The following is a 24804-nucleotide window of genomic DNA, read 5'->3' as shown; positions in this document are numbered from 1 at the left end:
TATTTGTCACTACTTTTTTATGTCGTTATTTAAAAAACAAAAATAATTTGCTCCCCTAATCACTCCCCTAAAAAAAATAAACCCCTCAATATCAGTTGATATGAGGGGTTTTTTGTGGTCCCACCTGGGCTCGAACCAGGGACCACCTGATTATGAGTCAGGTGCTCTAACCAGCTGAGCTATAGGACCGGTTAAGAGTTTGCAATATTACCACTATTTTTCATTTGCTCCAAATATTTTTGGCTTAGATTTTTAAATAGTTCAATTATTGACTCCTTTCAAATAGAAACCAACTGAATATTAGAACGCTACCGTTTCCAGACTAAAATTAAATTATTTTATTTCCTGACACAATTCAATCAGAACACCATTCGTGCTTTTTGGATGCAGGAATGCAACTAGCTTGTTATCAGCCCCTTTTTTTGGGATTTCATTCAAGACTACAAACCCTTCATTTTTCAAACGCGCTATTTCCGATACAATATCTTCAACATCAAAAGCGATGTGATGAATCCCCTCTCCCTTTTTTTCTATAAACTTGGCAATAGGACTTTCTGGATTGGTTGCCGCCAAAAGCTCAATTTTATTGGGTCCATTCATAAAAAAAGAAGTAGTTACTCCTTCCGTTTCTACATCTTCAAATTTGTAAGCCGGAGCGCCAAAAAGTTTTTCGAAAATTAAATTCGACACTTCTAAATCTTTGACCGCAATTCCTATATGTTCTATTTTTCTCATTATTTATAATATCAATTCAACGTTAGTTTTAAATTCAAACAGTAAGCTAACCATAAATACATCCCGTAGCGCAACTTATTTGATGTAAAATTAAACATTAAAAACAAAAAAAGAGAAGCATTCTAAAAGTAAGCTGAATTATATCGCTCATAATAATTCTATAAAAAATTTCGATTGCATGAATTATAATTGTTATTTTGTAGATTCTAATTATGATTTGATATGTTGAAAAACAATTTAAAATACACCTTCTTTCTATTGCTTTTAATTATAGTTGGATGCGCCAAAAGAGGCTCTATCACTGGCGGTTTAAAAGACACCATTGCACCTGTTTTAAAAGTAAGCTTCCCTGAAAATTTTAGCACAAACTTTAAAGGAAACGAGATTAAGTTAGTATTTGACGAAAATGTTAAACTGAAAAACCTGAACAAGCAATTGATTATTTCACCACCAATGAAATACGAACCATCAGTTCTACCTACTACTCCAAGTAAAACGATTTCAATAAAAATCAAAGATACGTTACAACCTAACACCACCTACAGCTTTAATTTTGGACAAAGCATCGCTGACAATAACGAAGGAAATCCTTTTAATCAATTCAAATATGTATTTTCTACAGGTGACTATATTGACTCTTTAAGCCTTGGCGGAACTGTAAAAAGCGCTTATGACAAAGAAGTAGAATCATTCGTTTCAGTCATGCTTTATGAAGTCAATGACGCCTTTAAAGATTCAGTCGTATTCAATGAAACCCCTAGATATGTAACAAATACACTGGATAGTCTGAAGACGTTTCATTTAGAGAATTTAAAAGCCGGAAAATATCTTCTTGTAGCGATGAAAGACTACAACAGCAACAACAAATACAATCCAAAAACGGATAAAATTGGATTTAGCAAAGACTTTATCACTATTCCAAACGACACCGTTTATGAATTAGAATTATTCAAGGAAAAACTCCCTTTCAAGACTTTCAAACCAAGCCAAGCGTCCGGAAACAGATTAATCTTGGGATATGAAGGGAAAGTAAATGCTGCTAAGGACAGCCCTAAAATAATCTTGAAAAATAATAATGAGGTTCTATCCAATATCATTACTAAATTCCCGAAAAAAGATTCTCTTCAAATCTGGTACAAACCCATCAAGACAGATTCGTTAAATTTGGCTGTAGCCAAAGACAAATACGAAGCGAACTTCAGGTTTAAAATAAAAGACCAGAAAAAAGATACCTTATCCATTACACCTGTACAAAGTGGCACTTTAAATTTTAGAGATAAATTTACTTTAGAATCTTCGACTCCTTTGACACATTTTGATAATTCCAAAATAAAATTAATCAACAAAGACTCTGTTTCTATAGCTTTTACCACTGAATACGACGAATTTAATCAAAAATTATTTTTTGACTTTAAAAAAGAACCTTCCGAAAAATACACTTTTACAATTTTACCAGGCGCATTGACTGACTTCTTCGAAAAATCGAATGATACGTTGACCTATAAATTAAATACCAGAAGCTATTCTGAAATGGCAAATCTAAGGGTGTTATTACAAAACGTAAAACAATTTCCCATCATCGTGGAACTCACTAACTCCAAAGGCGATATTTTAGCCTCTGAATATTCGGAAAACGGCACTACAGTCGATTTCAACTTACTGGAACCTTCTGTATTTTCGCTTCGGGTAATTTATGATACCAATAAAAACAAGGAATGGGATTCCGGTAATTATTTAGAAAAGCGTCAGGCTGAGGAAGTAATCTATTCTTCTAAAGAAATATCTCTTCATGCTAATTTTGATTGGGAAGAGATATTTGACTTGAGCTTACCCTATAGCCCGGAACCTAAAAAGAAAACAGACAAGAAGAATTAGAATTTACACCATCTTAGTATAAAATTTACTGGATTAAGTTGTTGTGGTTTTTATTTCAGTAAAAAGAAAGATGAAATGATATTATATATTTTTTATTTCAAAAGAATCTCTGTCGTTCAAAAAACCTAATTTTTGTCTGGTTTCTAACAGTTTTTCTTTGTCTAATACTACTGTAAAAATGCCTTCAGATTCTTCCGGTTCCAAGACATAATTTCCAAGAAAATCGACCGCTTGTGAATGACCAATGTATTCGTAACCATTCGCATCGGTTCCTGTTCTATTGACACCAATCGCATAACTCATGTTTTCTATTGCCCTTGCTTTCAATAAAGCATCCCAAGCATTGGTTCTGTTTTTTGGCCAACTAGCCACATAAATCAACAAGTCATAATCCTCCGAATTTCTGGAAAAAGCAGGAAATCGTAAATCATAACAAATCAACGGACAAATTTTCCATCCTAAATAATCCACAACTATTTTTTGACCTCCACTTGTATAGACTTTGTCTTCTCCGGCAAGAGTAAACAAATGCCTTTTATCATAAAACTGAATTGCTCCGGAAGGAAATACAAACACTAATCTATTATAAAAATTACCATTTTCCTTTATAACTAAACTTCCGGTAACGGCACAGTTTCTGGCTTTCGCCAACACTTTAAGCCAAGTTATCGTTTCGCCTTGCATTGTTTCAGCGACATTCTCAGGACTCATTGTAAAACCGCTCGTAAACATTTCCGGCAATACAATTAAATCAACCGCCGAAGCAATTTCATTTATTCTGGCCTCGAAATAATCACGATTTAACTTTGGATTCTCCCAAATTAAAGGAGCTTGGATCAGGATGACTTGCATTGTTTTATTTTTTATAAAAATAAGAAATATCACAACACCATAAGTTCATTATATTAGCAAAAAAAAACAACTTTATGAAAAAGATGCTAGTCGCAAGCACGATGCTATTTTCCGTTTTGATTTTTGGGCAAGAAAAATCAGGGGCTAAACAATTTTGGGAAAATTTACAAAAACAGTGTGGTAAATCATTTGAAGGAGAAGTAAAAGAAGGCGCTGCCAATGATACTTTTAGAGATAAAAAATTAGTGATGCACGTTCGCAATTGCGATGAAAACACGATTCGAATTCCTTTTTTTGTAGGAGATGACAAATCGAGGACTTGGGTATTAACATACAAAAATGACCGCATCCAATTGAAACACGACCACCGTCACGAAGATGGCTCTGAAGACAAGGTTACACAATATGGCGGAACAACATCTAATTCTGGTTCATCGACGCTTCAGTTTTTTCCGGCAGATCAACAAACCTGTGATTTAATTCCAAATGCTTCCGCAAATGTCTGGTGGATTACTTTAGACGAAACTTCTTTTACGTACAATTTAAGACGCATCGGTTCAGACCGGTTGTTTACCGTGAAATTTGACATTACAAAAGTAGTCCCGACACCTTCCGCACCTTGGGGATGGAAAGGCTAAACAAATGCTGAAATCTAAAGTTTATTTATAAAAAAAAACGCATTCAACTTTGACATTGAATGCGTTTATTAATTTAACTTATTAGGTTTTTATCCTTTCAAACTTGCAGATAAATATTCTCTATTCATTCTAGCAATGTTTTCCAGAGAAATTCCTTTTGGACATTCTACTTCACAAGCTCCAGTATTGGTACAGTTACCAAAACCTTCATCATCCATTTGGTTAACCATATTTAAAACTCTATCAGTAGCTTCAATTCTTCCTTGCGGCAATAAAGCATATTGAGATACTTTTGCAGCGACAAATAACATTGCCGATGAGTTTTTACAACTCGCAACACAAGCACCACAACCAATACAAGCAGCAGCATCAAATGCATCATCAGCATCTTTCTTGTTAATTGGAATTGTATTTGCATCAATAGTATTTCCTGATGTATTTACAGATATAAATCCTCCAGCATGTTGAATTCTGTCAAAAGAACTTCTGTCAACAACTAAATCTTTAATTACAGGAAACGCTTTTGCTCTGAATGGCTCGATAAAAATCGTGTCGCCATCCTTGAACATTCTCATGTGTAATTGACATGTCGTAATGCCTTTGTCTGGCCCGTGAGCTTCTCCATTGATATACAAAGAACACATTCCGCAAATTCCTTCGCGACAATCGTGATCAAATGCAACTGGCTCATCCCCTTTCATGATTAATTCGTCATTCAAAATGTCAAGCATTTCAAGGAATGACATATCTGGTTCAATATGATCTATGGGATATTCAACTATTTTTCCTTCTGTAGCGGCATTTTTCTGACGCCATATTTTTAATGTAAGTTTCATACTTTTTAATGTTATGGGTTATCCGTTATGGGTTAAGTGTTCTTGGCTTTAGTCAAATAGTTAATATATCCGTTTAATATTGATTTCGTTCTTTCAAACCTTTCTCTGAATTCTTTCACAAGTTCACTATCAATATAATTTTCGTCATTTGCAGTTATAACCTGATTTAGTGATTCACATAATGAACCTCTTCCGATTCTACAAAACTGAATATTTTCCTGAAAATGAAATCTTCCGTATCCTTCAGCAATATTATCCCCTATTGATCGAGAGGAACGTCTTAATTGACTAGTTAAAGCATATTTTTCTTCAATTGGAAATTTCGGAATAATACTTTGAGCCACAAACAATCTTAATTCTCTAGCCGCTTTCCAGCATTCTAAATCTTCAAAAGATTGGATTGAACTCATAACACTTAACTTTTAACTTTTTATTTATAACTTCTTTGAACTAGTTTCACGTTATCAAAAACCAATGCTTCTTTATGCAGAACAGCTTCACTTGGTTTTCCAGTGTATTCCCAAGCAGCTACGTAAGCGAAATTCTCATCATCACGTTCTGCTTCACCTTCTTCTGTTTGGTACTCTTCACGGAAATGTCCTCCACAAGATTCATTACGATGTAAAGCATCTTTGGCAAACAATTCTCCCAATTCAAGGAAATCGGCAACACGAGTCGCTTTTTCCAATTCTTGGTTGAAACCATTAGCATCACCAGGAACTTTTACATCTTTGTAGAACTCTTCGCGTAAAGCGGCAATCTCAACAATTGCTTCATTTAATCCTTTAGCATTACGAGCCATACCAACTTTATCCCACATGATTTTTCCTAATTTCTTATGAAAATAGTCAACAGAATGTGTTCCTTTATTGTTGATGAATTTTTCGATTTGATCTTTTACCGCCTTTTCTGCAGCAATAAATTCAGGCAAATCTGTAGATATGGTACCCATTTTAATATCTGGTGATAAATAATCTCCGATAGTATAAGGCAATACAAAATATCCGTCTGCTAAACCTTGCATCAATGCAGAAGCTCCAAGCCTGTTCGCTCCGTGATCCGAAAAGTTAGATTCTCCAATAGAGAAACATCCCGGAATTGTAGTTTGTAAGTTATAATCAACCCAAGTTCCACCCATCGTATAATGCACCGCAGGGTAAATCATCATTGGGGTTGAATATGGATTCTCATCAACTATTTTCTCATACATTTGAAACAAATTACCATATTTATTAGCAACAACTTCTGTTCCTAATTTGATGATTAATTGAGTATCATTTACATCTAAACCTTTAATATATACTTGTTCTTTTCCGTAACGTTGTATTGCTGCAGCAAAATCAAGGTATACGGCTTCACCCGTTTTATTGATACCAAAACCAGCATCACAACGCTCTTTAGCAGCACGTGAAGCAACATCACGAGGAACAAGATTTCCAAAAGCTGGGTATCTTCTTTCCAAATAATAATCTCTTTCCGCTTCAGACAAATCCGTTGGTTTCTTTTTACCTTCACGAATCGCTTTGGCATCCTCTAATTTTGCAGGAACCCAAATACGTCCGTCATTACGCAATGATTCTGACATCAATGTCAATTTCGATTGGTGATCTCCAGAAACTGGAATACAGGTTGGGTGAATTTGTGTGTAACAAGGATTTGCGAAAAACGCTCCTTTTTTGTGGATTTTCCAAGCTGCGGTAGCGTTACTTCCCATTGCATTTGTGGAAAGGAAAAATACATTTCCGTAACCTCCTGAAGCAATAACTACTGCGTGTGCTGAATGTCTTTCGATTTCTCCTGTAACCAGGTTACGGGCGATAATCCCACGCGCTTTTCCGTTTACGATTACTAAATCAAGCATTTCGTGACGGTTGTGCATTTTTATTTTTCCACGACCTATTTGACGGTTCATGGCAGAATATGCTCCTAATAATAATTGTTGGCCTGTTTGTCCTTTTGCATAAAAAGTTCTGGAAACTAATGTTCCACCAAAAGAACGATTATCCAATAATCCTCCATATTCACGAGCCAATGGAACACCTTGAGCCACACATTGGTCAATAATATTCCCTGAAACTTCAGCCAAACGGTGAACGTTTGCTTCACGAGCACGATAATCGCCACCTTTTACAGTATCATAAAACAAACGGAAAGTTGAATCTCCATCTCCTTGATAATTTTTTGCAGCGTTGATTCCTCCTTGTGCGGCAATTGAGTGCGCGCGACGTGGTGAATCTTGGAAACAAAATGCTTTTACGTTATACCCTAATTCTGCTAATGTTGCAGCAGCAGAACCTCCAGCAAGACCTGTACCAACTATAATTACATCTAAATTACGTTTGTTAGCAGGGTTTACTAAATTAATATGATCTTTATAATTTGTCCATTTGTCCGAAATCGAACCTTCTGGTATTTTTGAGTCTAATGCCATTATAATTGAATATTAATGATTGAAATGATGAAATAATGCAATAAAAATAAATCCAAAAGGAACTATAATTGCAAAAGCGTAACCGAGTTTTTGAGTTCCCAAAGAAACTCTTCTTGCTCCAACAGATTGAAAAGAAGAACTGAATCCGTGCCACAAGTGCAATGCCAATAATACAAATGACAAACAGTATAAACCGGTACGAACCGGACTTTCAAATTTAGCTGTCATTTCATGAAAATATCTGGTTTCGTCCAGAGCACTTACATCAACATATTTATAAATCATTTCCGGAAACCAAAAATCGTAAAAATGCAATCCAAGGAACGCAAAAATAACTGCCCCAGTAACAATCATGTTTCTTGAAGCCCAAGAAGAATTTGCAGCTCCATTGTTTTTTGCATAAGCAATTGGTCTTGCTGCACGGTTTTTAAAATCCAAAACAATACCCATGATGAAGTGAAAAACTACCCCAGCAATTAAAACGGGTTGAATTACGAACTGAACTAATGGATTATTTCCCATAAAATGAGAAATCGAGTTGAAAGTGTTTTCACTAAACACCGATGTCATATTGATAAAAAAATGCTGTGCTAGAAACAACATCAAAAAAAGTCCTGAAAGTGCCATAGCTACTTTTTTTGCTATTGACGATTTCAATAATGCAGATTTTGCCATAAGATTTATATAATTTGTTTTAAAAAATTCTACAAAAATAAGGCAATTAGTAACGAACTACAACCTTTTCGCCCTTATTTATAATGAATTTAAAGTGTTACTCTTAAAAGGGCTTACCCCTAGTTAAATCAAGGATTTATTCAAAAATAATTACCGCAATAAACTATGATTTAAATCATGATTTAAACTATTTTTTGACTTTTATTTGAACCACGAAGAATTTAGAAAAGAAAAACAAATCTGCTTTTATTTACGCCAAAAACCGGACTTAATCCTCAAAACCTACAACAGATAAATTCAGAACGCCCCCTGCTATCGTCAATTAAACAGAACTTCTTTAGCCTATTTCTCACTGTCTATTCAAAAAACAACACCCAAAAAAAACGGTCATGGAAATTAATTACAACATCAAATAAAATTAACTGAATTTTATCATGTATTGCTGTACGATTAAATCCGTGTTTTCATTGCGCATTTTTTGCTCTAATTGTATTGGAGGCGAAGCTCTTTCCAAACAATTTTTAACCGCACAGGTTTCGCAGGTAACCCCGACAATCTGCTTTTTAATCGAATCATTTTCGATAAACTTGAATTTTTTCTTAACCGCCGGAGTGATTAAAATCCCTACCGAAATACTGCGGATACAATCTACTTTAAACGGATCTGGTGTTGCCGATGAAAAAACAAGATATTCGTTTTTACTGTTATCATAACTGGAGATTTGCGCATCAAAAAAGTGGCTTTTCTTTTGCTTCAAAGACTCCTCAATCGTGCGTATAGAAACCCATCTCCGGCAGTAATGCTCATTCATTTCATTCGCATGTGGTTCTTGCTGATTGGTAATGTGTAATTCTTTCTTTATCTGATACGTATCCGCTCCTATTTGATGAGACAATCGAAGAAAAAAGAGATTTTTCAACTGAAAATCTTTTGGCAAAATGTTAGTCAACCTTTGGTAGAACGATTCCGGAGAAACATTAAATCCGCTCATCAAAGCGATCATTTCCTGAGGTTTTGGGTCTGTTTTTGACAAAAACAAATTCAGTTCGTCAATCAGTTGTTGTCTAGGAATAAGTAAGGCTCCCGCAAAATAAGAAGCGTAAAAATTATTTAGAACCTGATCAAAATTGTCAAATTTAATCCAACTGAACGTATATAATCTTTCGGTGATTTCAAGGTAATTATAGGCGATTTCTTTAGCCAGAATAAACGCTTTTTGAGGCTCGTCAATGTCTAACGAAAGGAGTAAGGTTTTGCTCTTTGGCACAAATATCGATCTCAAATCCCCCAATTGTTCTTGTTCAGAAAAAACGAGTTCTTTGATCGTATAACCGTATTCTTCAATTAATATCGCCGTTAATTCTTCGATAGAAATTTTGGTATCAATATTCACATGAAACGCTTTGGAAAACTGTAGCACTTTAAGTTCTAAATCTTCAAAATAGTTATTATGCGCTTCTTGATAAGAACGCAAAGCCGCTAAGAAAAAACTTTCTCTTGTCAAATTATAATGTTGCGCAATCTCAATAATCGTACTTATAAACGCATTGACTTTTGCAGGAGCATTGGCAATAATATCGATAAGGTCATTTTCCTGAATCCCAAAAATCTCTAAAGGAATCTCTTTAAGAATCCCCGACTTAAGAATTTCTCCAATAGGCGCCAGATTATTATCGAGTTTCAAAGAAACCATATTGTCATAGGAAACATCCAATTTTTCGGATAGCAGAATGATTTTATCCGTTTTAGGATACTTTTTCCCTTTTTCAATTTCGTTTAAATACGATTTCGAAAGATCCGTGATTTTGGCTAAACCAAATAAAGACAAATTCTTATTCGTGCGAGCCTGCTTCAGTTTTAACCCAAAAATCAACTTGATATAATCCTTTTCTATGTTCATATTTCAAAGATAAGCTAAAAAATATTTACGTCAAAAAAAATATTTTTCATTTTTAGCGTACGTTCGCTTGTTTTGTAAAAAACTTTTCGTAACATTGTCATGTAAAACATTTTAACCATGAAAGATAATATTGAAACAACCGAAAAATTGCTACAGTTTTCAACTGAAACGAAAGGGCATTATCCTGAAATATTGACGGATGAAGCGATTGATTTAGTAACAGAATTGCACCAACGATTCAATGACAAAAGACTTTTGTTATTAGAGGAAAGAAAAAAACAACAGCATTTATTTGATGCAGGTGCCTTACCAACTTTTCCTTCTGAAACAAAAAGCATCAGAGAAAGTAATTGGGAAGCCGCTAAAACGCCAGAGGATTTATTAGACCGAAGAGTCGAAATAACAGGTCCGGTCGATCGAAAAATGGTCATCAATGCATTGAATTCGGGGGCAAAAACTTTCATGGCTGATTTTGAAGACAGTACTTCTCCTACTTGGAGCAACTTAATGACGGGCCAACAAAACCTGAAAGATGCGGTAAATAAAACCATCACTCTTGAAGACACTAAAAAAAATAAAAAATACAGTCTGAACGACGAAACTGCCGTACTGATTGTTCGACCAAGAGGATTGCATTTGCCGGAGAAAAATATTCTGATTGACGGAGAACAAACTTCGGGTTCCCTAATTGACTTTGGATTGTATGCTTTTCACAATCACAAACAACTTATTGAGGATGGAACGGCACCGTATTTTTACATTCCAAAACTAGAACATTACCTAGAAGCGAGATGGTGGAATGAAGTTTTCGAATTTACACAGGAATATTTAGGCGTGAAAAACGGAACATTCAAGGCCACGGTTTTAATCGAAACGATAACTGCCAGTTTTCAATTGGACGAAATCATTTTTGAATTGAAAGATCATATCGTAGGTCTTAATTGCGGGCGATGGGATTACATTTTTTCGTACATCAAAAAACTAAGAAAAAATCCAACTTTCCTAGTTCCAAACAGAGATCAGGTGACTATGACTGCGCCATTTATGAGTGCGTATTCACAATTGGTTATTCAAAGATGTCACAAACGAAATATACACGCAATTGGCGGAATGGCAGCACAAATCCCGATAAAAAATAACGAAGAAGCCAATACAATAGCTTTCGACAAAGTAATTGCCGATAAAGAACGTGAAGTAAAAAATGGTCATGACGGAACTTGGGTCGCACATCCGGATTTGGTTTCGCTTGCCATGACGGTATTCGACAAATACATGCCAACTAAAAACCAAATTCATGTAAAAAGAGAAGACGTACACGTTACTGAAAGCGATTTACTGGAAACTCCAAAAGGAACCATTACCGAAGAAGGCGTTCGAAAAAACATCAGCATTTCGGTTTTATATATCGCTTCATGGCTCAACGGACAAGGCGCCGCAGCCTTACATAATTTAATGGAAGATGCCGCTACTGCTGAGATTTCGAGATCACAATTGTGGCAATGGCTTCAAAACGGAGTGGTTTTAGACAATCAAAAAGTCCTGACTGAAAAATACTATCACCGATTAGCCATGGAAGAATTTGAAAAAATCAGAGAACTTGTTGGAAATGAAAATCATGAAAAACAAAAATACAGACTGGCCGAACAATTACTAGACATTCTGGTCGTGAACGACAGTTTTATCGAATTTTTGACCATTCCAGGATACAAATACATCTAAAATTCCAACATCAATTGTAATAAAAAAAACTATTAAACACCATTAAACCTTTATAAACACTATGAAAACAACCGAAACAAGAATTCAAGAATTAGTTACCGACTGGATTACTAACCCAAGATGGAATGGCATCGAGCGACCATACACCGCTGAGGAAGTGGTGAAATTGCAAGGTTCTTATCAAATAGAGCATAGTGTTGCCAGAATTGGAGCGAATACTTTATGGAATAAACTAAATTCTCAGGATTTTGTAGCCGGACTTGGCGCGCTTACCGGAAATCAAGCCATTCAAGAAGTAGAAGCGGGTTTAGACGCTATTTATTTGAGCGGATGGCAGGTAGCTGCTGATGCAAATGTAGCCGGAGAAATGTATCCTGACCAATCTTTATATCCTGCCAACAGTGTTCCATTGGTAGTGAAACGAATCAATAATGCTCTTTTGAGAGCGGATCAAATACAAGTCGTTAACGGAACTGCAGACAAAAAAGAATATCTAGTTCCTATTGTTGCTGATGCTGAAGCTGGTTTCGGTGGAAATCTTAATGCTTTCGAATTAATGAAATCGATGATTGAAGCGGGAGCTGCCGGAGTTCACTTTGAAGATCAATTGAGTTCTGCAAAAAAATGTGGACACTTAGGCGGAAAAGTATTGGTTCCAACACAAGAAGCCATAAACAAATTGATTGCAGCAAGACTAGCAGCAGATGTTATGGGGACGCCAACAATTGTTGTTGCCCGTACAGATGCTGATGCAGCCAACTTATTAACTAGCGATATTGACCCTAGAGATGCTAAATTCATCACGGGAGAAAAAACTGGAGAAGGCTTTTTCTATGTAAATTGTGGTGTAGAACAAGGAATTGACAGAGGATTAAGTTATGCGCCTTATGCTGATTTAATTTGGATGGAAACCAGCAATCCGGATCTTGACTATGCAAGAAAATTTGCTGAAGGAATTCACGCAAAATTCCCTGGAAAAATGTTGGCTTACAACTGCTCACCATCTTTCAACTGGGCTGCTAAATTATCAGTTGCCGAAATGGAAACATTCAGAGAAGATCTTGCGGCAATGGGATACAAATTCCAGTTCATCACATTAGCCGGATTCCACGCGTTGAACACCAGTATGTTCGAATTGTCTAAAGCCTACAAAGAAAGAGGAATGGCCGGATATTCTGAATTGCAAGAAAGAGAATTTGCTTTGCAAAAACACGGTTTCAAAGCGGTAAAACATCAAGGTTTCGTAGGAACTTCCTATTTTGATGCGGTACAAAATACCGTGACAATTGGAAAATCTTCTACAACTGCAATGAAAGATTCTACAGAAGTAGCACAGTTTTAGAAAAGTAGCAACCATAAAAAAACACGATTTCATCTGAAATCGTGTTTTTTGTTTTAAAAGCAGAATGACTGTTTATTTTGATTCGATAATTTCAAGATCAGTAACGACTTTCTCGCTTCCTTTTTGAATGCTAATTTTATTCACTGAAATTGGAAGGTAATATTTGCCGTTTTTAGCTTGTTCCAATTTTAGTTTTTTGTCTTTATTTTTTAATCTATCCGCAGCTTCTTTGATCAAAGAAAGATCATAAACGTGTTTGTTCAGTCCTTTTATAGCTTTTACCTTTTGAGAAAAAACAACTTCTTTTAAGCTGTTTTCAATCTGCAGCAGCACTTCTGCAGCAGCATTTGAATAAAACCAAATCTCCGCTTCTGGCTCTGGAGCCTTAGCCCAAGAACTCCAACTGTTACCCCAATTTTTGGATTTTTCTATTTTTTTAACTTCAAAAACATAAAGATTTTTCGCTACCACTTTATCATTCAATTGCTGCACTTGCCCCAAATTGACTTTATACACCGAACGACCGTGGGTTCCTACCACTAAATCTTTTGCTTTCTTTTGAATCACTAAATCGTGAACGGCTACATTAGGAATTCCGTTAGAAAAATCATCCCAGCTCGTTCCTTTATTTAACGAAACATACAATCCGCTGTCCGTTCCCAGATATAAAATATTCTCATTGACATTATCCTCCACAATTACATTCACTGGACTTGCAGGTAAATTATTCGCTATATTTTTCCAAGTTTGTCCAAAATCATCTGACACATACACATAACTGGTGAAATCATCATTACGGTATCCGTTTAAAGTCGCATACACTCTTTCTTTCTTGTGCGCCGAAGCCACTACTCTGGAAATCCATCGGTTTTGAGGTAAATTTTCTGAAATTTTGTTCCAAGTCGCACCGCCATCTTTCGATACATTCAGCAATCCGTCATCGCTTCCCGTGTAGAGTAAACCAAACTGCAATGGACTTTCGCTGATGGCAGCGATTGTTCCAAAAGCGACATTTCCTTCCTTCACTCCTTGTGTCAAATCAGGTGAAATAGCAGTCCAAGTTTCCCCTTGATTCATCGAACGGTGCAAGAAATTAGTCCCCATGTATAAAATATCCTGATTGTGTGAAGACAATAAAATCGGCGTTTGCCAATTGAATCGAAAGGGCTTCTCGTCTTTTTTTGGCTTTGGCGAAATATAGTCACGCTTGTTATTCGCTCGATCAATTCTATAATAATTTCCAAATTGAAAACCTGTAAAAACAATATTTGGATTTCTTTTGTCAATTTGAATTTGCATTCCGTCGCCACCCATCAAATTTTCGTACGGATATTTTCCGGTTTGGTACCATTCTGACGAATATTTGTACGTACTTGACCCGACCCAAACACCGTTATCCTGCATTCCGCCATAGATATTATACGGTTCTTGCTCATCCACATTCACTGCATAAAACTGGCTTACAGAATGTGAATTACTTTTCACCCAATGCGCTCCATCATCATACGAAATATTCAAACCACCATCATTTCCATTAATTAAATGCCCTGGTTTATTTGGGTTCACCCAAACTACGTGATGATCCGAGTGAACATTATCTTCACTTATGGATGTAAATGTTTTTCCGCAATCATTTGATTTTATGATTGGTACGCCCGATAAATAAATTTTATTCACATCGTTCGGATCAACAGAAATAACACTGAAATAATACCCGTACGAATAAAAGAAATCATCAATAAAATCTTGATGGGTCTTCGTCCAATTTTTTCCTCCGTTATCTGATTTGTATACTTCGGCACCGATAACTTCCGTCTCGGCAAAACTGTTTATCGCATCCAGAACTACTTTGGCGGCTTCATCAGGTTGCAAATACCCGTTTTGAACCCAGTGTTTAATGTTTTCAGCTCTGTATTTTTCGGTTAATCCATAATTCTTTAAAATAGAATTCAAACTTTTATTCGGCAATTTCACGAATTCGTCTCCCGGCATAGCAAACGCAATTGGTAACGAATTGCTTTTTTTGGACTGCAACGGTCTCTTGAATTGGTTATCCAAAATGGCATAAACATTATCATCATCATACACCGCTAAACCGATTCGACCAACACCTTCCCCTGCAGGAAATCCGCTTTCACTAGTTGTGTAAAGCTTCCATGTCAATCCAGCATCTTCACTTTTATAAATTCCCGAAGTGGCTCCGCTTCCTATAAAATCCCATGCTTTTCTGACTTTACTCCAAGAAGCCGCATATTGAACCTTGAAATTTTTTGGCGAAACAGCCACATCTATAATCCCCGTTTCATCGTCTATATAAAGGGTTTTACTCCACGTTTTTCCGCCATTAGTCGTTTTATAAATTCCTCTTTCTTCATTTTTCGAATACAAATGCCCCACTACTCCCACAACAACTTCATCAGGATTTGCTGGATTAATCAGGATTCTGCTGATGTGATGACTGTCGTGCAATCCCATATTTTGCCATGTCTTTCCTTTATCTTCAGATTTCAAAACTCCAATTCCTGCGTAAGACGATCGGGACGAATTCACTTCGCCAGTTCCTACCCAGATGGTCCCTCGTTTCCAGTCTATCGCAATATCACCCACATTTTGCGTAGGCGCCGCATCCATAACCGGAGAAAAACTCATTCCATTATTATTCGTGTACCAAAGTCCGCCTGAAGCATATCCTACATAAAACTCGGTTGGATTTTCCGGATTTACATCCACATCCACCACTCTACCGCTCATCACCGTTGGACCCACATTTTCGAAAGTAACATTTTGAAAAAGCGATTGTTTCTCCATTATTTTTTTGGCTTCCAATGATTGCTGAATCGCTGCGGTGGAAACTTGTCCCCAAGACACACTTTGTACAATGAGGGCAGAAAAGAGTACTATTTTTTTCATGTAAAACTGATTTGAATTGGAAAATTAATCATAAAAATAGTTATCTGAAAATTTTATCGTGTAATTAACATCCGTTTCTCTCAAAGTTAGTATTTTTGAATATTCAATCTATAAAAACGAATTGTTATGACATGAGCATGGAGAGAAATGGTATAAATACAAATACTAGCGCTATGCGAATTACATTTGACCCATAAAAAACAATAAAAATTAACAAATGAAATACCATCAAATTGACCGAGATTTATTTATAAAAAATAGAGAAAAATTCATGGCTCAAATGAAGCCAAAAAGCGTTGCTGTTTTCAATTCTAATGATATTTATCCTGTTTCTGCCGATAGTACTTTGCCATTTGCACAACACCGCGACATCTTTTATTTAAGCGGAGTAGATCAGGAAGAAAGCATTTTATTGCTTTTTCCGGATGCGCCTTACGAGCACCAAAGAGAAATGGTATTCTTAAAAGAAACCAGCGAACACATTGCGATTTGGGAAGGCGAAAAACTGACTAAAGAGCGTGCTTTTGAAGTAACAGGAATCAGAACCGTGTATTGGTTGCAGGAATTTGAGAAAGTCTTATTCGAAATGATGACGCACGCTGACACGATTTACATCAATACAAACGAGCATTACCGTGCTACAGTAGAAACCGAAACGCGTGAAGCCCGTTTTGTAAAATGGTGGAAAGAGAAATATCCGGCACATGCTGTCGCAAAAAGCAACCCGATATTGCAACGCCTTCGTTCTGTAAAAGAAACCGAAGAATTGGATTTAATCCAAAAAGCCTGCAACATTACTGAACTTGGTTTTAGAAGATTATTACCTTTCGTGAAACCAAACGTGACCGAATACGAAATCGAAGCCGAGTTGATTCATGAATTCATTCGTAACCGTTCCAGAGGTTTCGCTTACACGCCAATTATCGCTTCTGGAAACAATGCCAATGTTTTGCACTACATCGAAAACAACCAACAAAGCAAAGCCGGCGATTTGATTTTACTGGATGTTGCGGCTGAATATGCAAATTATTCCAGTGATATGACACGAACAATTCCAGTTTCAGGAAAATATACCAAAAGACAAAAAGAAGTGTACAATGCGGTATTGCGTGTAAAAAATGAAGCGACCAAAATGCTGACAACAGGAACACTTTGGAAACAATACCATATCGAAGTAGGGAAATTAATGACTTCAGAACTGTTAGGTTTGGGTCTTATTGACAAAGCCGATGTGCAAAACGAAAAACCGGAATGGCCCGCTTACAAAAAATATTTCATGCACGGAACATCGCATCACATGGGATTGGACACGCACGATTACGGAATCCTGACCGAGCCAATGCAAGCCAATATGGTGTTCACCGTAGAGCCTGGAATTTACATTCCTGCTGAAGGTTTCGGAATCCGTCTGGAAGATAACATTATCGTTCAGGAAAGCGGCGAACCATTCAATATGATGCGCAACATCCCAATTGAAGTGGACGAAATCGAAGAATTAATGAACAGTTAATTCCTTAAATACACACAACGAAATCGGTTTACAGCAATGTGAACCGATTTTTTTTGGGCGCAACCCAGCTTCCGTAAACTCCAGCTGCGTCGGGCTATTCGCTATAAGTCCTCGCACCGCAAAAAATGCGGCACTGTGGGCTTTCCGCTATTATCCCTTGCGCGCTTCAACGAGAAAATCTGTAATTCCATCTTAAATCTGTAACTTTATAATCACCCTTTCGACTTATTTAAAAAACTTAAAGTACAGAAACCATGCAAGCACACGAAATAGACTACCACATTTACGGCGAGGAAATGCAATATGTGGAAATAGAATTAGACCCACAGGAAATTGTAATTGCCGAAGCGGGAAGTTTTATGATGATGGACAATAATATCCAAATGGAAACCATTTTTGGAGACGGTTCCGGACAGGAAAACGGATTGTTCGGCAAGCTTTTAAGCGCCGGAAAAAGAGTCCTGACGGGCGAAAGTCTTTTTATGACTGCGTTCATTAATCAAAACAATACCAAAAGCAAAGTTTCCTTTGCCTCACCGTATCCCGGGAAAATTATCCCAATTGACTTGACGCAATTTGGCGGAAAATTCATTTGCCAAAAAGATTCTTTTCTCTGCGCTGCCAAAGGCGTTTCTGTGGGGATTGAATTCTCTAAAAAACTCGGTCGTGGATTGTTTGGCGGCGAAGGTTTCATCATGCAAAAAATAGAAGGCGACGGTCTGGCATTCGTACATACCGGCGGAACATTAGCCAAAAAAGAATTAGCAGCAGGCGAAATCTTAAAAGTCGACACCGGTTGCATCGTAGGTTTTACCAAAGATGTCGATTATGATATTGAATTTATTGGCGGAATCAAGAATTCTATTTTTGGTGGCGAAGGATTATTTTACGCCACGCTTCGCGGTCCGGGAACGGTTTATGTACAATCCTTGCCTTTCAGCCGACTCGCCGACAGAATAATCGCATCAGCTCCAAGAGCTGGCGGAAATAGTCGCGACGAAGGCAGTTTATTAGGTGGATTAGGAAGTCTTATTGATGGCGACAGACGATTTTAAAATTTAAATAATTACAAACGGCTTTCAGAAATGGGAGCCGTTTTTTTTAACCATATAAGTCATATAAACATATAGTAGTAATGCTATAAATAAACTTATATTCTTACCTGGTTGATATGACATTTTGTTCAATTATTCTATATAAGGATTTTCTAAATTTTAGTTCGTGTTTTTTCGTTTAGTATAGCACAACAATTCTAAAAACCTATAATAACTTATATGACTTACATGGTTTAAAAAAAATTAAAGTCCTAATTTTGCAGTCGCTCAAAACAAAACTAAAAAAGTGAAACAAATTCTCTTTAAAAACACCAACATCTCCTACTCCGATACCGGGAAAGGAACCGCTATTGTCTTGCTTCATGGTTTCTTGGAAAACAAAGGCATGTGGGATTTTTACATTCCGGAGTTTGCTAAAAAAAACCGCGTCATCACTATAGATTTATTGGGACATGGCGAAACGGAATGTTTGAGTTACGTACAAACAATGGAAGATAATGCTGATGCAGTTCACGCTGTTTTATCGGAACTACGCATCCGAAAAGCCATTTTTGTCGGGCATTCTATGGGCGGTTATGTGGCTTTGGCTTTCGCCGAATTATATCCTGACACGATAAAAGGATTGGTTTTATTAAACTCGACCGCAAAAGCCGACAGCGAGGAACGAAAAACAAATCGGGATAGAGCTATTAAAGCGGTAAAACAATCTTTTATGAATTTTGTTTCGCTTTCTATCGCAAACTTATTCAGCGAATCCAACAGAGAACGACTTTCGTCAGAAATTGAAAGCGTAAAAAAAGAAGCTCTAAAAACACCATTACAAGGAATTGTCGCGTCACTGGAAGGAATGAAAATACGACAAGATCGGGAAGTATTGTTGCATCTTACACCTTATCCAAAATTATTGATTCTGGGTGAAAAAGATCCAGTTTTAAATTACGAAGAAACTAAAGAACAGATAGAAAACACAGCTATGAAACTGGTGACTTTTCCGGACGGACACATGAGTCATATTGAGAACCAAGACCAATTATTGATCGTATTGTTGGCTTTTTTCAAAAGCATCTAAATCATTCCTGATTTCAAATACCCTTTTTCAACCAATTCGCTTTTGTCTTTTAAGTGGTGCATTTTTCCTTCTTTCATCAGCGCCAGTTTTGTGGAAACTTTAATCACATTTTCATAATTATGATCCGTGATAATGATGCCTTTTACACTAGACATTACAGTGATTAATCCATTTATCTTTTCAATCATTATGGGTGACAAACCATTATAAGGTTCGTCCAGCAAAACAAATTTTGACGCGTTATTCAGGATTAATTTAATTTCTAAATACCGTAATTCTCCGCCGGACAAATGCTTTATTTTTTTGTCCAACATCGATTGGATCATTTCATCTGCATAAAAATCCTGCAATTTCTCTTTGGCAATTGACAATCGAATTGTCTTTTTTATCGAAAATGAATTTGGAATAAAATTATCCTGAGGCAAGTAACTGATTTCATTTAGCAAATCGCTGGTTTTTGATTTCACTATGCCATCAACTCGAACAAACTTAAAATCGGCTGTTACAATTCCGAAAATGATTTTTAATAAAGTCGATTTTCCGGAACCATTTCTTCCTAAAACACCAATAATATCGGCTGTTTCACATTTCAAATACACATCAGAAACTATGATTTTTCCATCATATTGTTTTTGAACACTGTCCACTTCTAAAACACTTTTAGTCATACGAATTTCAATACTATATTAATGACTAAAATCAGCACCAACGAAAAAACAAAATTCATTAGAAAACCATAGATGAATAGATGCAATTTAGAGATTCCGTTGTTGTAATAAAACAGGTATTCATTTTTAGCATTCACTTCTTTTATCAAAATACTGATACAGAAACCAAAAATAATAAGCACATATTTGAAGGTTTCAAATCCTCCAAAAACCCATGCCAAAGCGCTTATTGACACGTTTATCGTCAAAGTACTTTTGTAAAACTCAAAAATGTTGGCTAATTTTCTGATTGTGAATTCTATTTAAATTATTTTCTCTTCAAAAGGAATATTCTCATCTAAAATTTCGCTTAATAGCAGCACCATTTGCTCTAAATAATTATTCAAAATTTCTTCATTGATAATAGAATTTATCTCTTTGTCTTCTTTAAAATTAAACGGAAGAAAACCTGCTTTTAAATTCTTGAAAGAGATAATTCCCGCTTCAATTGGTTTGCCTTTTGCTTCGTGTTCATACATGTAAGCATACGCCAAAACCTGAATAATTTTGTCGCTTTTAATATCTTCGGTTAATCCTTTCCAGGATTTCAAAGTGACACTTGCTTTTTCTACTTTACCCGTTTTGTAATCGATAATTCGAATGATTCCGTTGCGTTCTTCAATTCTGTCTACTTTTCCTGCAATCTTAATTGGAAATGGTAAGCTAACATGCTCTAAAACTCTTTCGCAAGGTTTTTCCAGATGCAAAATTTTTATTGCATCGCCGTTTTTAATACTTTCCAGTTCCACTTTCAAAAAATTAGAAACATTACGTTTGGCTACTTCAAACGCCAATAAATTCCGACCTTTTTTGATTTCACCTTCTTTATAAATGATTTTGAATTGTTTCAAAACCTCAGCGTCTATTTGCTTGAAACAGTTTAAAATATCACTTTCAGAAATAAATTTACCAATAAATGGAGTATACAAAACTTCTAATGTTTCGTGGATAATGGTTCCCAACGTATTCAAGGCAATATTTTCCTCAACTTCTTCGACTTCGCTGATGCGCAAAATCTTCTGGAAATAAAACTGAATTGGATTCCTAATATAACTCGTCAATGCCGATGGAGAAAACCCTTTTTCAGCAATTTCTTTCAGTCGCAGCATCACACTTTCCGATTTTGGAATTACCATAGGTTGATACGCTGTTTCGGGTAAAACCGCATTATAAATTTCATGCGTTAGCGTATGATTAACCTGCTTTTCGACTTCCAGTTGGGTTATGAATCGGCTTTTTTCACCCGCATCCAATCCTTCACTCTCCGTATTATACAGCAAGTAGATGTTTTTGGCGCGTTGCAACAAATGATAGAAATGATAGGTATAAATCGCATCTTTTTCTTTGAATGTCGGCAAACCCAGTTCGCGTTTCACATCATACGGAATAAACGAGTTTTGCGATTTTCCCGCCGGAAATTTCCCTTCATTCATCGAAGTGACAATAACGGTGTCAAAATCCAAAACACGGCTTTCTAACACTCCCATAATCTGCAAACCATTCAACGGTTCACCTTCAAAAGAAACTTCCGCTAAATCAATTACTTGTTTGTAAATGGCATAAAGCGTTTCTATTTTATCGATATGTTCGTGCTTTGAATAGTAATTAATCAGTTTATTAATTACTTTGAAAATGGCAAAAACAAAAGCTTTCGTAATTTTTTCTTCCTCGTTATCGTTACTTAAATTTTCTTTTATGGTTTGCAATAATTTAGAAATAGTCTCTAATACCGGAATCGAACCCTTTTCCCATTTTTGAAATAATAAAAGAAACAATTCGCTCGGAATTGTATTCAATTCCATCAATTTATGGTGCGTAATAAAGGTATAATTATTTTGATTGATGGTATGGACAAGCGCGCTGGTTTTCGCATACGGTTCCACCAAAGGATGGGTCAAAATATCCAATACATCTTTGTAATACAACACATAACTTTTAGCATTTCTGGACAACGCATTCGTGTGCATTTTGAATAATTTGGCAATCAAAATCTGCGCTGGATTATTCTTACTCGAATACCCCATCGTGATATTCAAAGCGCCAACGCTTGACGGTAACGAATATAAAAGCGGAACCAAAAGATTTTCCTCTCCCAGAACCACAGCTACTTTATCCAGTTTCCCTTCTGGATTTTCATTGATGATATTTTCGATAATGCTTCCGGCTATTTTGGCTTGACCAATTGTTTTGGGTGTACCAATAACCTGAATGTTTTTTGTCTGCGAAAAATCATTTACAATCCATTCAAACGGATGCAGTTTATAATGTTTCCAACTTTCTTTGAAACGTCGCACAAAGAGTCCTGCATCGTGATACGGATCATTGAGAAAGGTTTGGTCTACGTCCCAATATATTTTGGCCTGATCAGAAGCGATAAGGTGCTGGATTATTTTTTCTTCTGCTGCATTTAATGCATTAAAACCGGCAAACAGGAATTGTTTATTTTGTACAGAATTCGAAAAATGGTTTAAATTGTTTACCGCTTCACGATAAATTAATCCCTGATAACCGATTCCTTTATTCAGTAAATGAGTATAAAGTGATTGATAGTAATTGGGCAGTAATTTCCAAAAATCGATATATTTTTCTAATAATACAGTTTTGTTTTCGACTTCAATTCCCCACTTTTTGATGTCTTCAATATCTTTCAAATACGAAAGAACATGGGATGGTTCTAACAAATAGCGATCAATTTCATTAAAGTCCTGTAACAATGTTTTAGCCCAATTGGCAAACAATTCAAAAGATTGTTGGTTTGCTTTATCAGTAATAGACAAGTAGACTTCGTAGAATTCAAATAATAGTTCAATGGGATCTATGGTACGGATACCGGCTATGTTTTGAACAAAATCTTCAATACTTATAATTTCGGGAGAAAGTATATTTGCTGTAACTTGATTTTTTAACGCTTCAATCAGGAATATTTTGGCTCGTTTGTTTGGTAAAACTACAATCGTATTGGAAAGATTGTCCGAGTAATTTTCGATTAAAACCGAAGCTATTTTATCTAAAAAAGAAGTATTTGTCATTTTATAAAAATAAAAAAAACGCCCCGATAAATCGAGGCGTTTTCCATAAATATTTTAGAAAGAAATTATTCTTTAATCAAAGATATTTCAACTCTTCTGTTCATTGCTTTACCTTTTGCAGTTTTATTAGTTGCAATTGGTTTAGTTTCTCCAAAACCTGTAGATCTAAGTCTGTCAGTAGCAATTCCGTTTTCAATTAAATAGTTTTTAACTGCAGCAGCTCTGTTTTCAGATAAAGTTTGGTTCATTAAATTAGCACCATCGCTATCTGTGTGACCTTCAACCATAAATTTAGAATAAGGATATTCTTTTAAGATAGAAGTGATTGATTGTAAAACTGTGTAAGTTCCTTTTTGGAAAGTAGATTTACCAGAATCAAACAAGATTATTTTACCATAGTTATTTAAAGTTTTCATAACTTCTTCTGAAACTTCTGGACAACCTTGATTAGCAACAGTACCTCTTACGTCTGGACATTTATCATCTTTGTCTAAAACACCATCTCCATCAGTATCTGGCCAAGGACAACCTGCGTTTTCTTTTGGACCTGCAACAGTAGGACATTTGTCATCTTTATCAGCTACTCCATCTCCGTCAGCATCTGGACAACCTTTCAATGCAGCTAAACCAGCAACTTCTGGACAAGCATCATCTTTATCAGCAATTCCATCTCCGTCTGTATCAGGACATCCGTTTAATGCAGCTAAACCAGCAACTTCTGGACAAGCATCAGCACTATCTTGGATTCCATCTCCATCAGTATCAGGACATCCGTTGAATTCTTTTAAACCAGCAACTTCTGGACAAGCATCATCTTTGTCATAAATTCCATCACCGTCTGTATCTTTACCTCCAAATTTGAAGACAATACCAGCTGAGTGTTGAAAATGTGATGGAGCATCTGGAGTTCCAGAAGCATCTTCTCTATCACCAAAAGATTTTTTATATTTTGTAGCAAGTTCTAATCCAACATTCTCAGTAAACCAAAAAGTTAAACCAGCACCTGGATTTAAAGTTCCGTAGCTACTGTCTCCAAAAAAAGTATAACCACCACCAACAGAAAGAGATGGATCAACAACTTTTGAACCAATCAAATTCATCAAACTATATTTGATAGTTGCATCAACACCGTAGTACATCAAATCACCTGGGTTAGATACAACATATCCACGAGAATCATGACCAACTGCAGTTGGAGCAAATTTCACATATTTGTCAATCTTGTTCACAGAACCTGTAAGTCCAAAAGAGAAATTATCTCCTACGTTTCTAAATACACTAAGGTACGATACTGAAGGAAGAATGTTCCAGTTGTCTTTAACTGCAAATGGTTGAGAAAAATGGCGATCTGCCCAATTTTTCCCTCCACCAGCACTGGTTTTAGTATCAACGGCATTAACTCCAAAAGAGATAGCCCATGGATTGTTACTGTCTTGTGCGTGAGAGCTTAGACCCATCACCATCATCACAGCAAGTAAAAGTTTTTTAAGATGTTTCATACTTAATTTTTTTAATTACGAT

19 protein-coding genes and 1 tRNA gene are annotated in these 24804 nt (G+C 36.1%); 7 read left to right on the top strand and 13 right to left on the bottom strand.

The window, feature by feature from the left end; genetic code table 11:
* Positions 1-115: 115 nt before the first annotated feature.
* Together E0I26_RS01900 and mce are read right to left on the bottom strand one after the other, a co-directional pair.
* Positions 116-189, bottom strand: a tRNA-Ile gene (locus E0I26_RS01900).
* Between the two features lie 144 nt (positions 190-333).
* Positions 334-735 carry a methylmalonyl-CoA epimerase gene (gene mce, locus E0I26_RS01895; protein WP_131914805.1) on the bottom strand — a complete coding sequence of 134 codons (402 nt, stop codon included), beginning with the start codon at positions 733-735 and terminating at the stop codon, positions 334-336.
* 222 nt (positions 736-957) lie between these two features.
* On the opposite strand from mce, the gene E0I26_RS01890 reads away from it, so the two are divergent.
* Positions 958-2610 (top strand): Ig-like domain-containing protein, encoded by a 1653-nt coding sequence (locus E0I26_RS01890; RefSeq protein WP_131914804.1) that lies wholly within the window; start codon positions 958-960, stop codon positions 2608-2610.
* 81 nt (positions 2611-2691) lie between these two features.
* On the opposite strand, the gene E0I26_RS01885 is transcribed toward E0I26_RS01890, so the two are convergent.
* Positions 2692-3462, bottom strand: coding sequence for a nitrilase family protein (locus tag E0I26_RS01885; RefSeq protein ID WP_131914803.1), 771 nt, complete (start codon positions 3460-3462; stop codon positions 2692-2694).
* Positions 3463-3536: 74 nt separating this feature from the next.
* Between E0I26_RS01885 and E0I26_RS01880 the strand changes: the two genes are divergently transcribed.
* Positions 3537-4100: a hypothetical protein gene (locus E0I26_RS01880; protein WP_131914802.1), complete on the top strand. Its 564-nt coding sequence runs from the start codon at positions 3537-3539 to the stop codon at positions 4098-4100.
* An 89-nt stretch (positions 4101-4189) separates the two neighbouring features.
* Here E0I26_RS01880 and E0I26_RS01875 read toward each other — a convergent pair whose 3' ends face one another.
* From E0I26_RS01875 to E0I26_RS01855, 5 genes are all read right to left on the bottom strand, one after another.
* Positions 4190-4936, bottom strand: a complete 747-nt coding sequence (locus E0I26_RS01875) for a succinate dehydrogenase/fumarate reductase iron-sulfur subunit (RefSeq protein ID WP_131914801.1) — start codon at positions 4934-4936, stop codon at positions 4190-4192.
* Positions 4937-4968: 32 nt separating this feature from the next.
* A complete protein-coding gene (locus E0I26_RS01870; protein ID WP_131914800.1) occupies positions 4969-5346 on the bottom strand; it encodes a four helix bundle protein in 378 nt (125 codons plus the stop codon).
* Positions 5347-5366: 20 nt separating this feature from the next.
* Positions 5367-7367 carry a fumarate reductase/succinate dehydrogenase flavoprotein subunit gene (locus E0I26_RS01865; RefSeq protein WP_131914799.1) on the bottom strand — a complete coding sequence of 667 codons (2001 nt, stop codon included), beginning with the start codon at positions 7365-7367 and terminating at the stop codon, positions 5367-5369.
* 12 nt (positions 7368-7379) lie between these two features.
* Positions 7380-8042: a succinate dehydrogenase cytochrome b subunit gene (locus tag E0I26_RS01860; protein ID WP_131914798.1), complete on the bottom strand. Its 663-nt coding sequence runs from the start codon at positions 8040-8042 to the stop codon at positions 7380-7382.
* Between the two features lie 418 nt (positions 8043-8460).
* Complete coding sequence (locus tag E0I26_RS01855) at positions 8461-9942, bottom strand: helix-turn-helix domain-containing protein (RefSeq protein ID WP_131914797.1); 1482 nt, start codon at positions 9940-9942, stop codon at positions 8461-8463.
* 117 nt (positions 9943-10059) lie between these two features.
* Here E0I26_RS01855 and aceB point away from each other — a divergent pair, with 117 nt between their 5' ends.
* Together aceB and aceA are read left to right on the top strand one after the other, a co-directional pair.
* Positions 10060-11661: a malate synthase A gene (gene aceB, locus E0I26_RS01850; protein ID WP_131914796.1), complete on the top strand. Its 1602-nt coding sequence runs from the start codon at positions 10060-10062 to the stop codon at positions 11659-11661.
* Positions 11662-11722: 61 nt separating this feature from the next.
* Entirely contained in the window at positions 11723-13003 is a 1281-nt protein-coding gene (gene aceA / locus E0I26_RS01845) for an isocitrate lyase (protein ID WP_131914795.1), read from the top strand.
* Between the two features lie 72 nt (positions 13004-13075).
* On the opposite strand, the gene E0I26_RS01840 is transcribed toward aceA, so the two are convergent.
* Positions 13076-15913: a beta propeller repeat protein gene (locus tag E0I26_RS01840; protein WP_131914794.1), complete on the bottom strand. Its 2838-nt coding sequence runs from the start codon at positions 15911-15913 to the stop codon at positions 13076-13078.
* 217 nt (positions 15914-16130) lie between these two features.
* Here E0I26_RS01840 and E0I26_RS01835 point away from each other — a divergent pair, with 217 nt between their 5' ends.
* The 3 genes from E0I26_RS01835 (at position 16131) to E0I26_RS01825 (ending at position 19547) form a co-directional block, all read left to right on the top strand.
* Positions 16131-17423, top strand: a complete 1293-nt coding sequence (locus tag E0I26_RS01835) for an aminopeptidase P family protein (RefSeq protein ID WP_131914793.1) — start codon at positions 16131-16133, stop codon at positions 17421-17423.
* A 254-nt stretch (positions 17424-17677) separates the two neighbouring features.
* Positions 17678-18478: a TIGR00266 family protein gene (locus E0I26_RS01830; RefSeq protein ID WP_131914792.1), complete on the top strand. Its 801-nt coding sequence runs from the start codon at positions 17678-17680 to the stop codon at positions 18476-18478.
* A gap of 286 nt (positions 18479-18764) precedes the next feature.
* Positions 18765-19547 (top strand): alpha/beta fold hydrolase, encoded by a 783-nt coding sequence (locus E0I26_RS01825; RefSeq protein WP_131914791.1) that lies wholly within the window; start codon positions 18765-18767, stop codon positions 19545-19547.
* Here E0I26_RS01825 and E0I26_RS01820 read toward each other — a convergent pair.
* The 4 genes from E0I26_RS01820 to E0I26_RS01805 all read right to left on the bottom strand — a co-directional run bounded on the left by E0I26_RS01820 (position 19544) and on the right by E0I26_RS01805 (position 24782).
* Positions 19544-20215: an ATP-binding cassette domain-containing protein gene (locus E0I26_RS01820; protein ID WP_131914790.1), complete on the bottom strand. Its 672-nt coding sequence runs from the start codon at positions 20213-20215 to the stop codon at positions 19544-19546. The genes E0I26_RS01825 and E0I26_RS01820 overlap by 4 nt on opposite strands.
* Positions 20212-20463 (bottom strand): hypothetical protein, encoded by a 252-nt coding sequence (locus E0I26_RS01815; RefSeq protein ID WP_165929388.1) that lies wholly within the window; start codon positions 20461-20463, stop codon positions 20212-20214. Before E0I26_RS01815 ends, E0I26_RS01820 begins: the two co-directional genes overlap by 4 nt.
* Before the next feature lie 54 nt (positions 20464-20517).
* Positions 20518-23283: a PD-(D/E)XK nuclease family protein gene (locus E0I26_RS01810; protein WP_131914788.1), complete on the bottom strand. Its 2766-nt coding sequence runs from the start codon at positions 23281-23283 to the stop codon at positions 20518-20520.
* 65 nt (positions 23284-23348) lie between these two features.
* Positions 23349-24782, bottom strand: coding sequence for an OmpA family protein (locus E0I26_RS01805; protein ID WP_131914787.1), 1434 nt, complete (start codon positions 24780-24782; stop codon positions 23349-23351).
* Between the last annotated feature and the right edge of the window lie 22 nt (positions 24783-24804).

Origin of the sequence: Flavobacterium rhamnosiphilum (assembly GCF_004349195.1) — a bacterium.
Classification (GTDB): Bacteria; Bacteroidota; Bacteroidia; order Flavobacteriales; family Flavobacteriaceae; genus Flavobacterium; species Flavobacterium rhamnosiphilum.
The sequence above is the reverse complement of the archived record's forward strand: the minus strand, read 5'-3'. Positions and strand labels throughout refer to the sequence as shown.

Excerpts from the sequence above, each read along its gene's own strand:
- mce (WP_131914805.1), bottom strand. The coding sequence starts at position 735 with ATGAGAAAAATAGAACATATAGGAATTGCGGTCAAAGATTTAGAAGTG.
- E0I26_RS01890 (WP_131914804.1), top strand. The coding sequence starts at position 958 with ATGTTGAAAAACAATTTAAAATACACCTTCTTTCTATTGCTTTTAATT.
- E0I26_RS01885 (WP_131914803.1), bottom strand. The coding sequence starts at position 3,462 with ATGCAAGTCATCCTGATCCAAGCTCCTTTAATTTGGGAGAATCCAAAG.
- E0I26_RS01880 (WP_131914802.1), top strand. The coding sequence starts at position 3,537 with ATGAAAAAGATGCTAGTCGCAAGCACGATGCTATTTTCCGTTTTGATT.
- E0I26_RS01875 (WP_131914801.1), bottom strand. The coding sequence starts at position 4,936 with ATGAAACTTACATTAAAAATATGGCGTCAGAAAAATGCCGCTACAGAA.
- E0I26_RS01870 (WP_131914800.1), bottom strand. The coding sequence starts at position 5,346 with ATGAGTTCAATCCAATCTTTTGAAGATTTAGAATGCTGGAAAGCGGCT.
- E0I26_RS01865 (WP_131914799.1), bottom strand. The coding sequence starts at position 7,367 with ATGGCATTAGACTCAAAAATACCAGAAGGTTCGATTTCGGACAAATGG.
- E0I26_RS01860 (WP_131914798.1), bottom strand. The coding sequence starts at position 8,042 with ATGGCAAAATCTGCATTATTGAAATCGTCAATAGCAAAAAAAGTAGCT.
- E0I26_RS01855 (WP_131914797.1), bottom strand. The coding sequence starts at position 9,942 with ATGAACATAGAAAAGGATTATATCAAGTTGATTTTTGGGTTAAAACTG.
- aceB (WP_131914796.1), top strand. The coding sequence starts at position 10,060 with ATGAAAGATAATATTGAAACAACCGAAAAATTGCTACAGTTTTCAACT.
- aceA (WP_131914795.1), top strand. The coding sequence starts at position 11,723 with ATGAAAACAACCGAAACAAGAATTCAAGAATTAGTTACCGACTGGATT.
- E0I26_RS01840 (WP_131914794.1), bottom strand. The coding sequence starts at position 15,913 with ATGAAAAAAATAGTACTCTTTTCTGCCCTCATTGTACAAAGTGTGTCT.
- E0I26_RS01835 (WP_131914793.1), top strand. The coding sequence starts at position 16,131 with ATGAAATACCATCAAATTGACCGAGATTTATTTATAAAAAATAGAGAA.
- E0I26_RS01830 (WP_131914792.1), top strand. The coding sequence starts at position 17,678 with ATGCAAGCACACGAAATAGACTACCACATTTACGGCGAGGAAATGCAA.
- E0I26_RS01820 (WP_131914790.1), bottom strand. The coding sequence starts at position 20,215 with ATGACTAAAAGTGTTTTAGAAGTGGACAGTGTTCAAAAACAATATGAT.
- E0I26_RS01810 (WP_131914788.1), bottom strand. The coding sequence starts at position 23,283 with ATGACAAATACTTCTTTTTTAGATAAAATAGCTTCGGTTTTAATCGAA.
- E0I26_RS01805 (WP_131914787.1), bottom strand. The coding sequence starts at position 24,782 with ATGAAACATCTTAAAAAACTTTTACTTGCTGTGATGATGGTGATGGGT.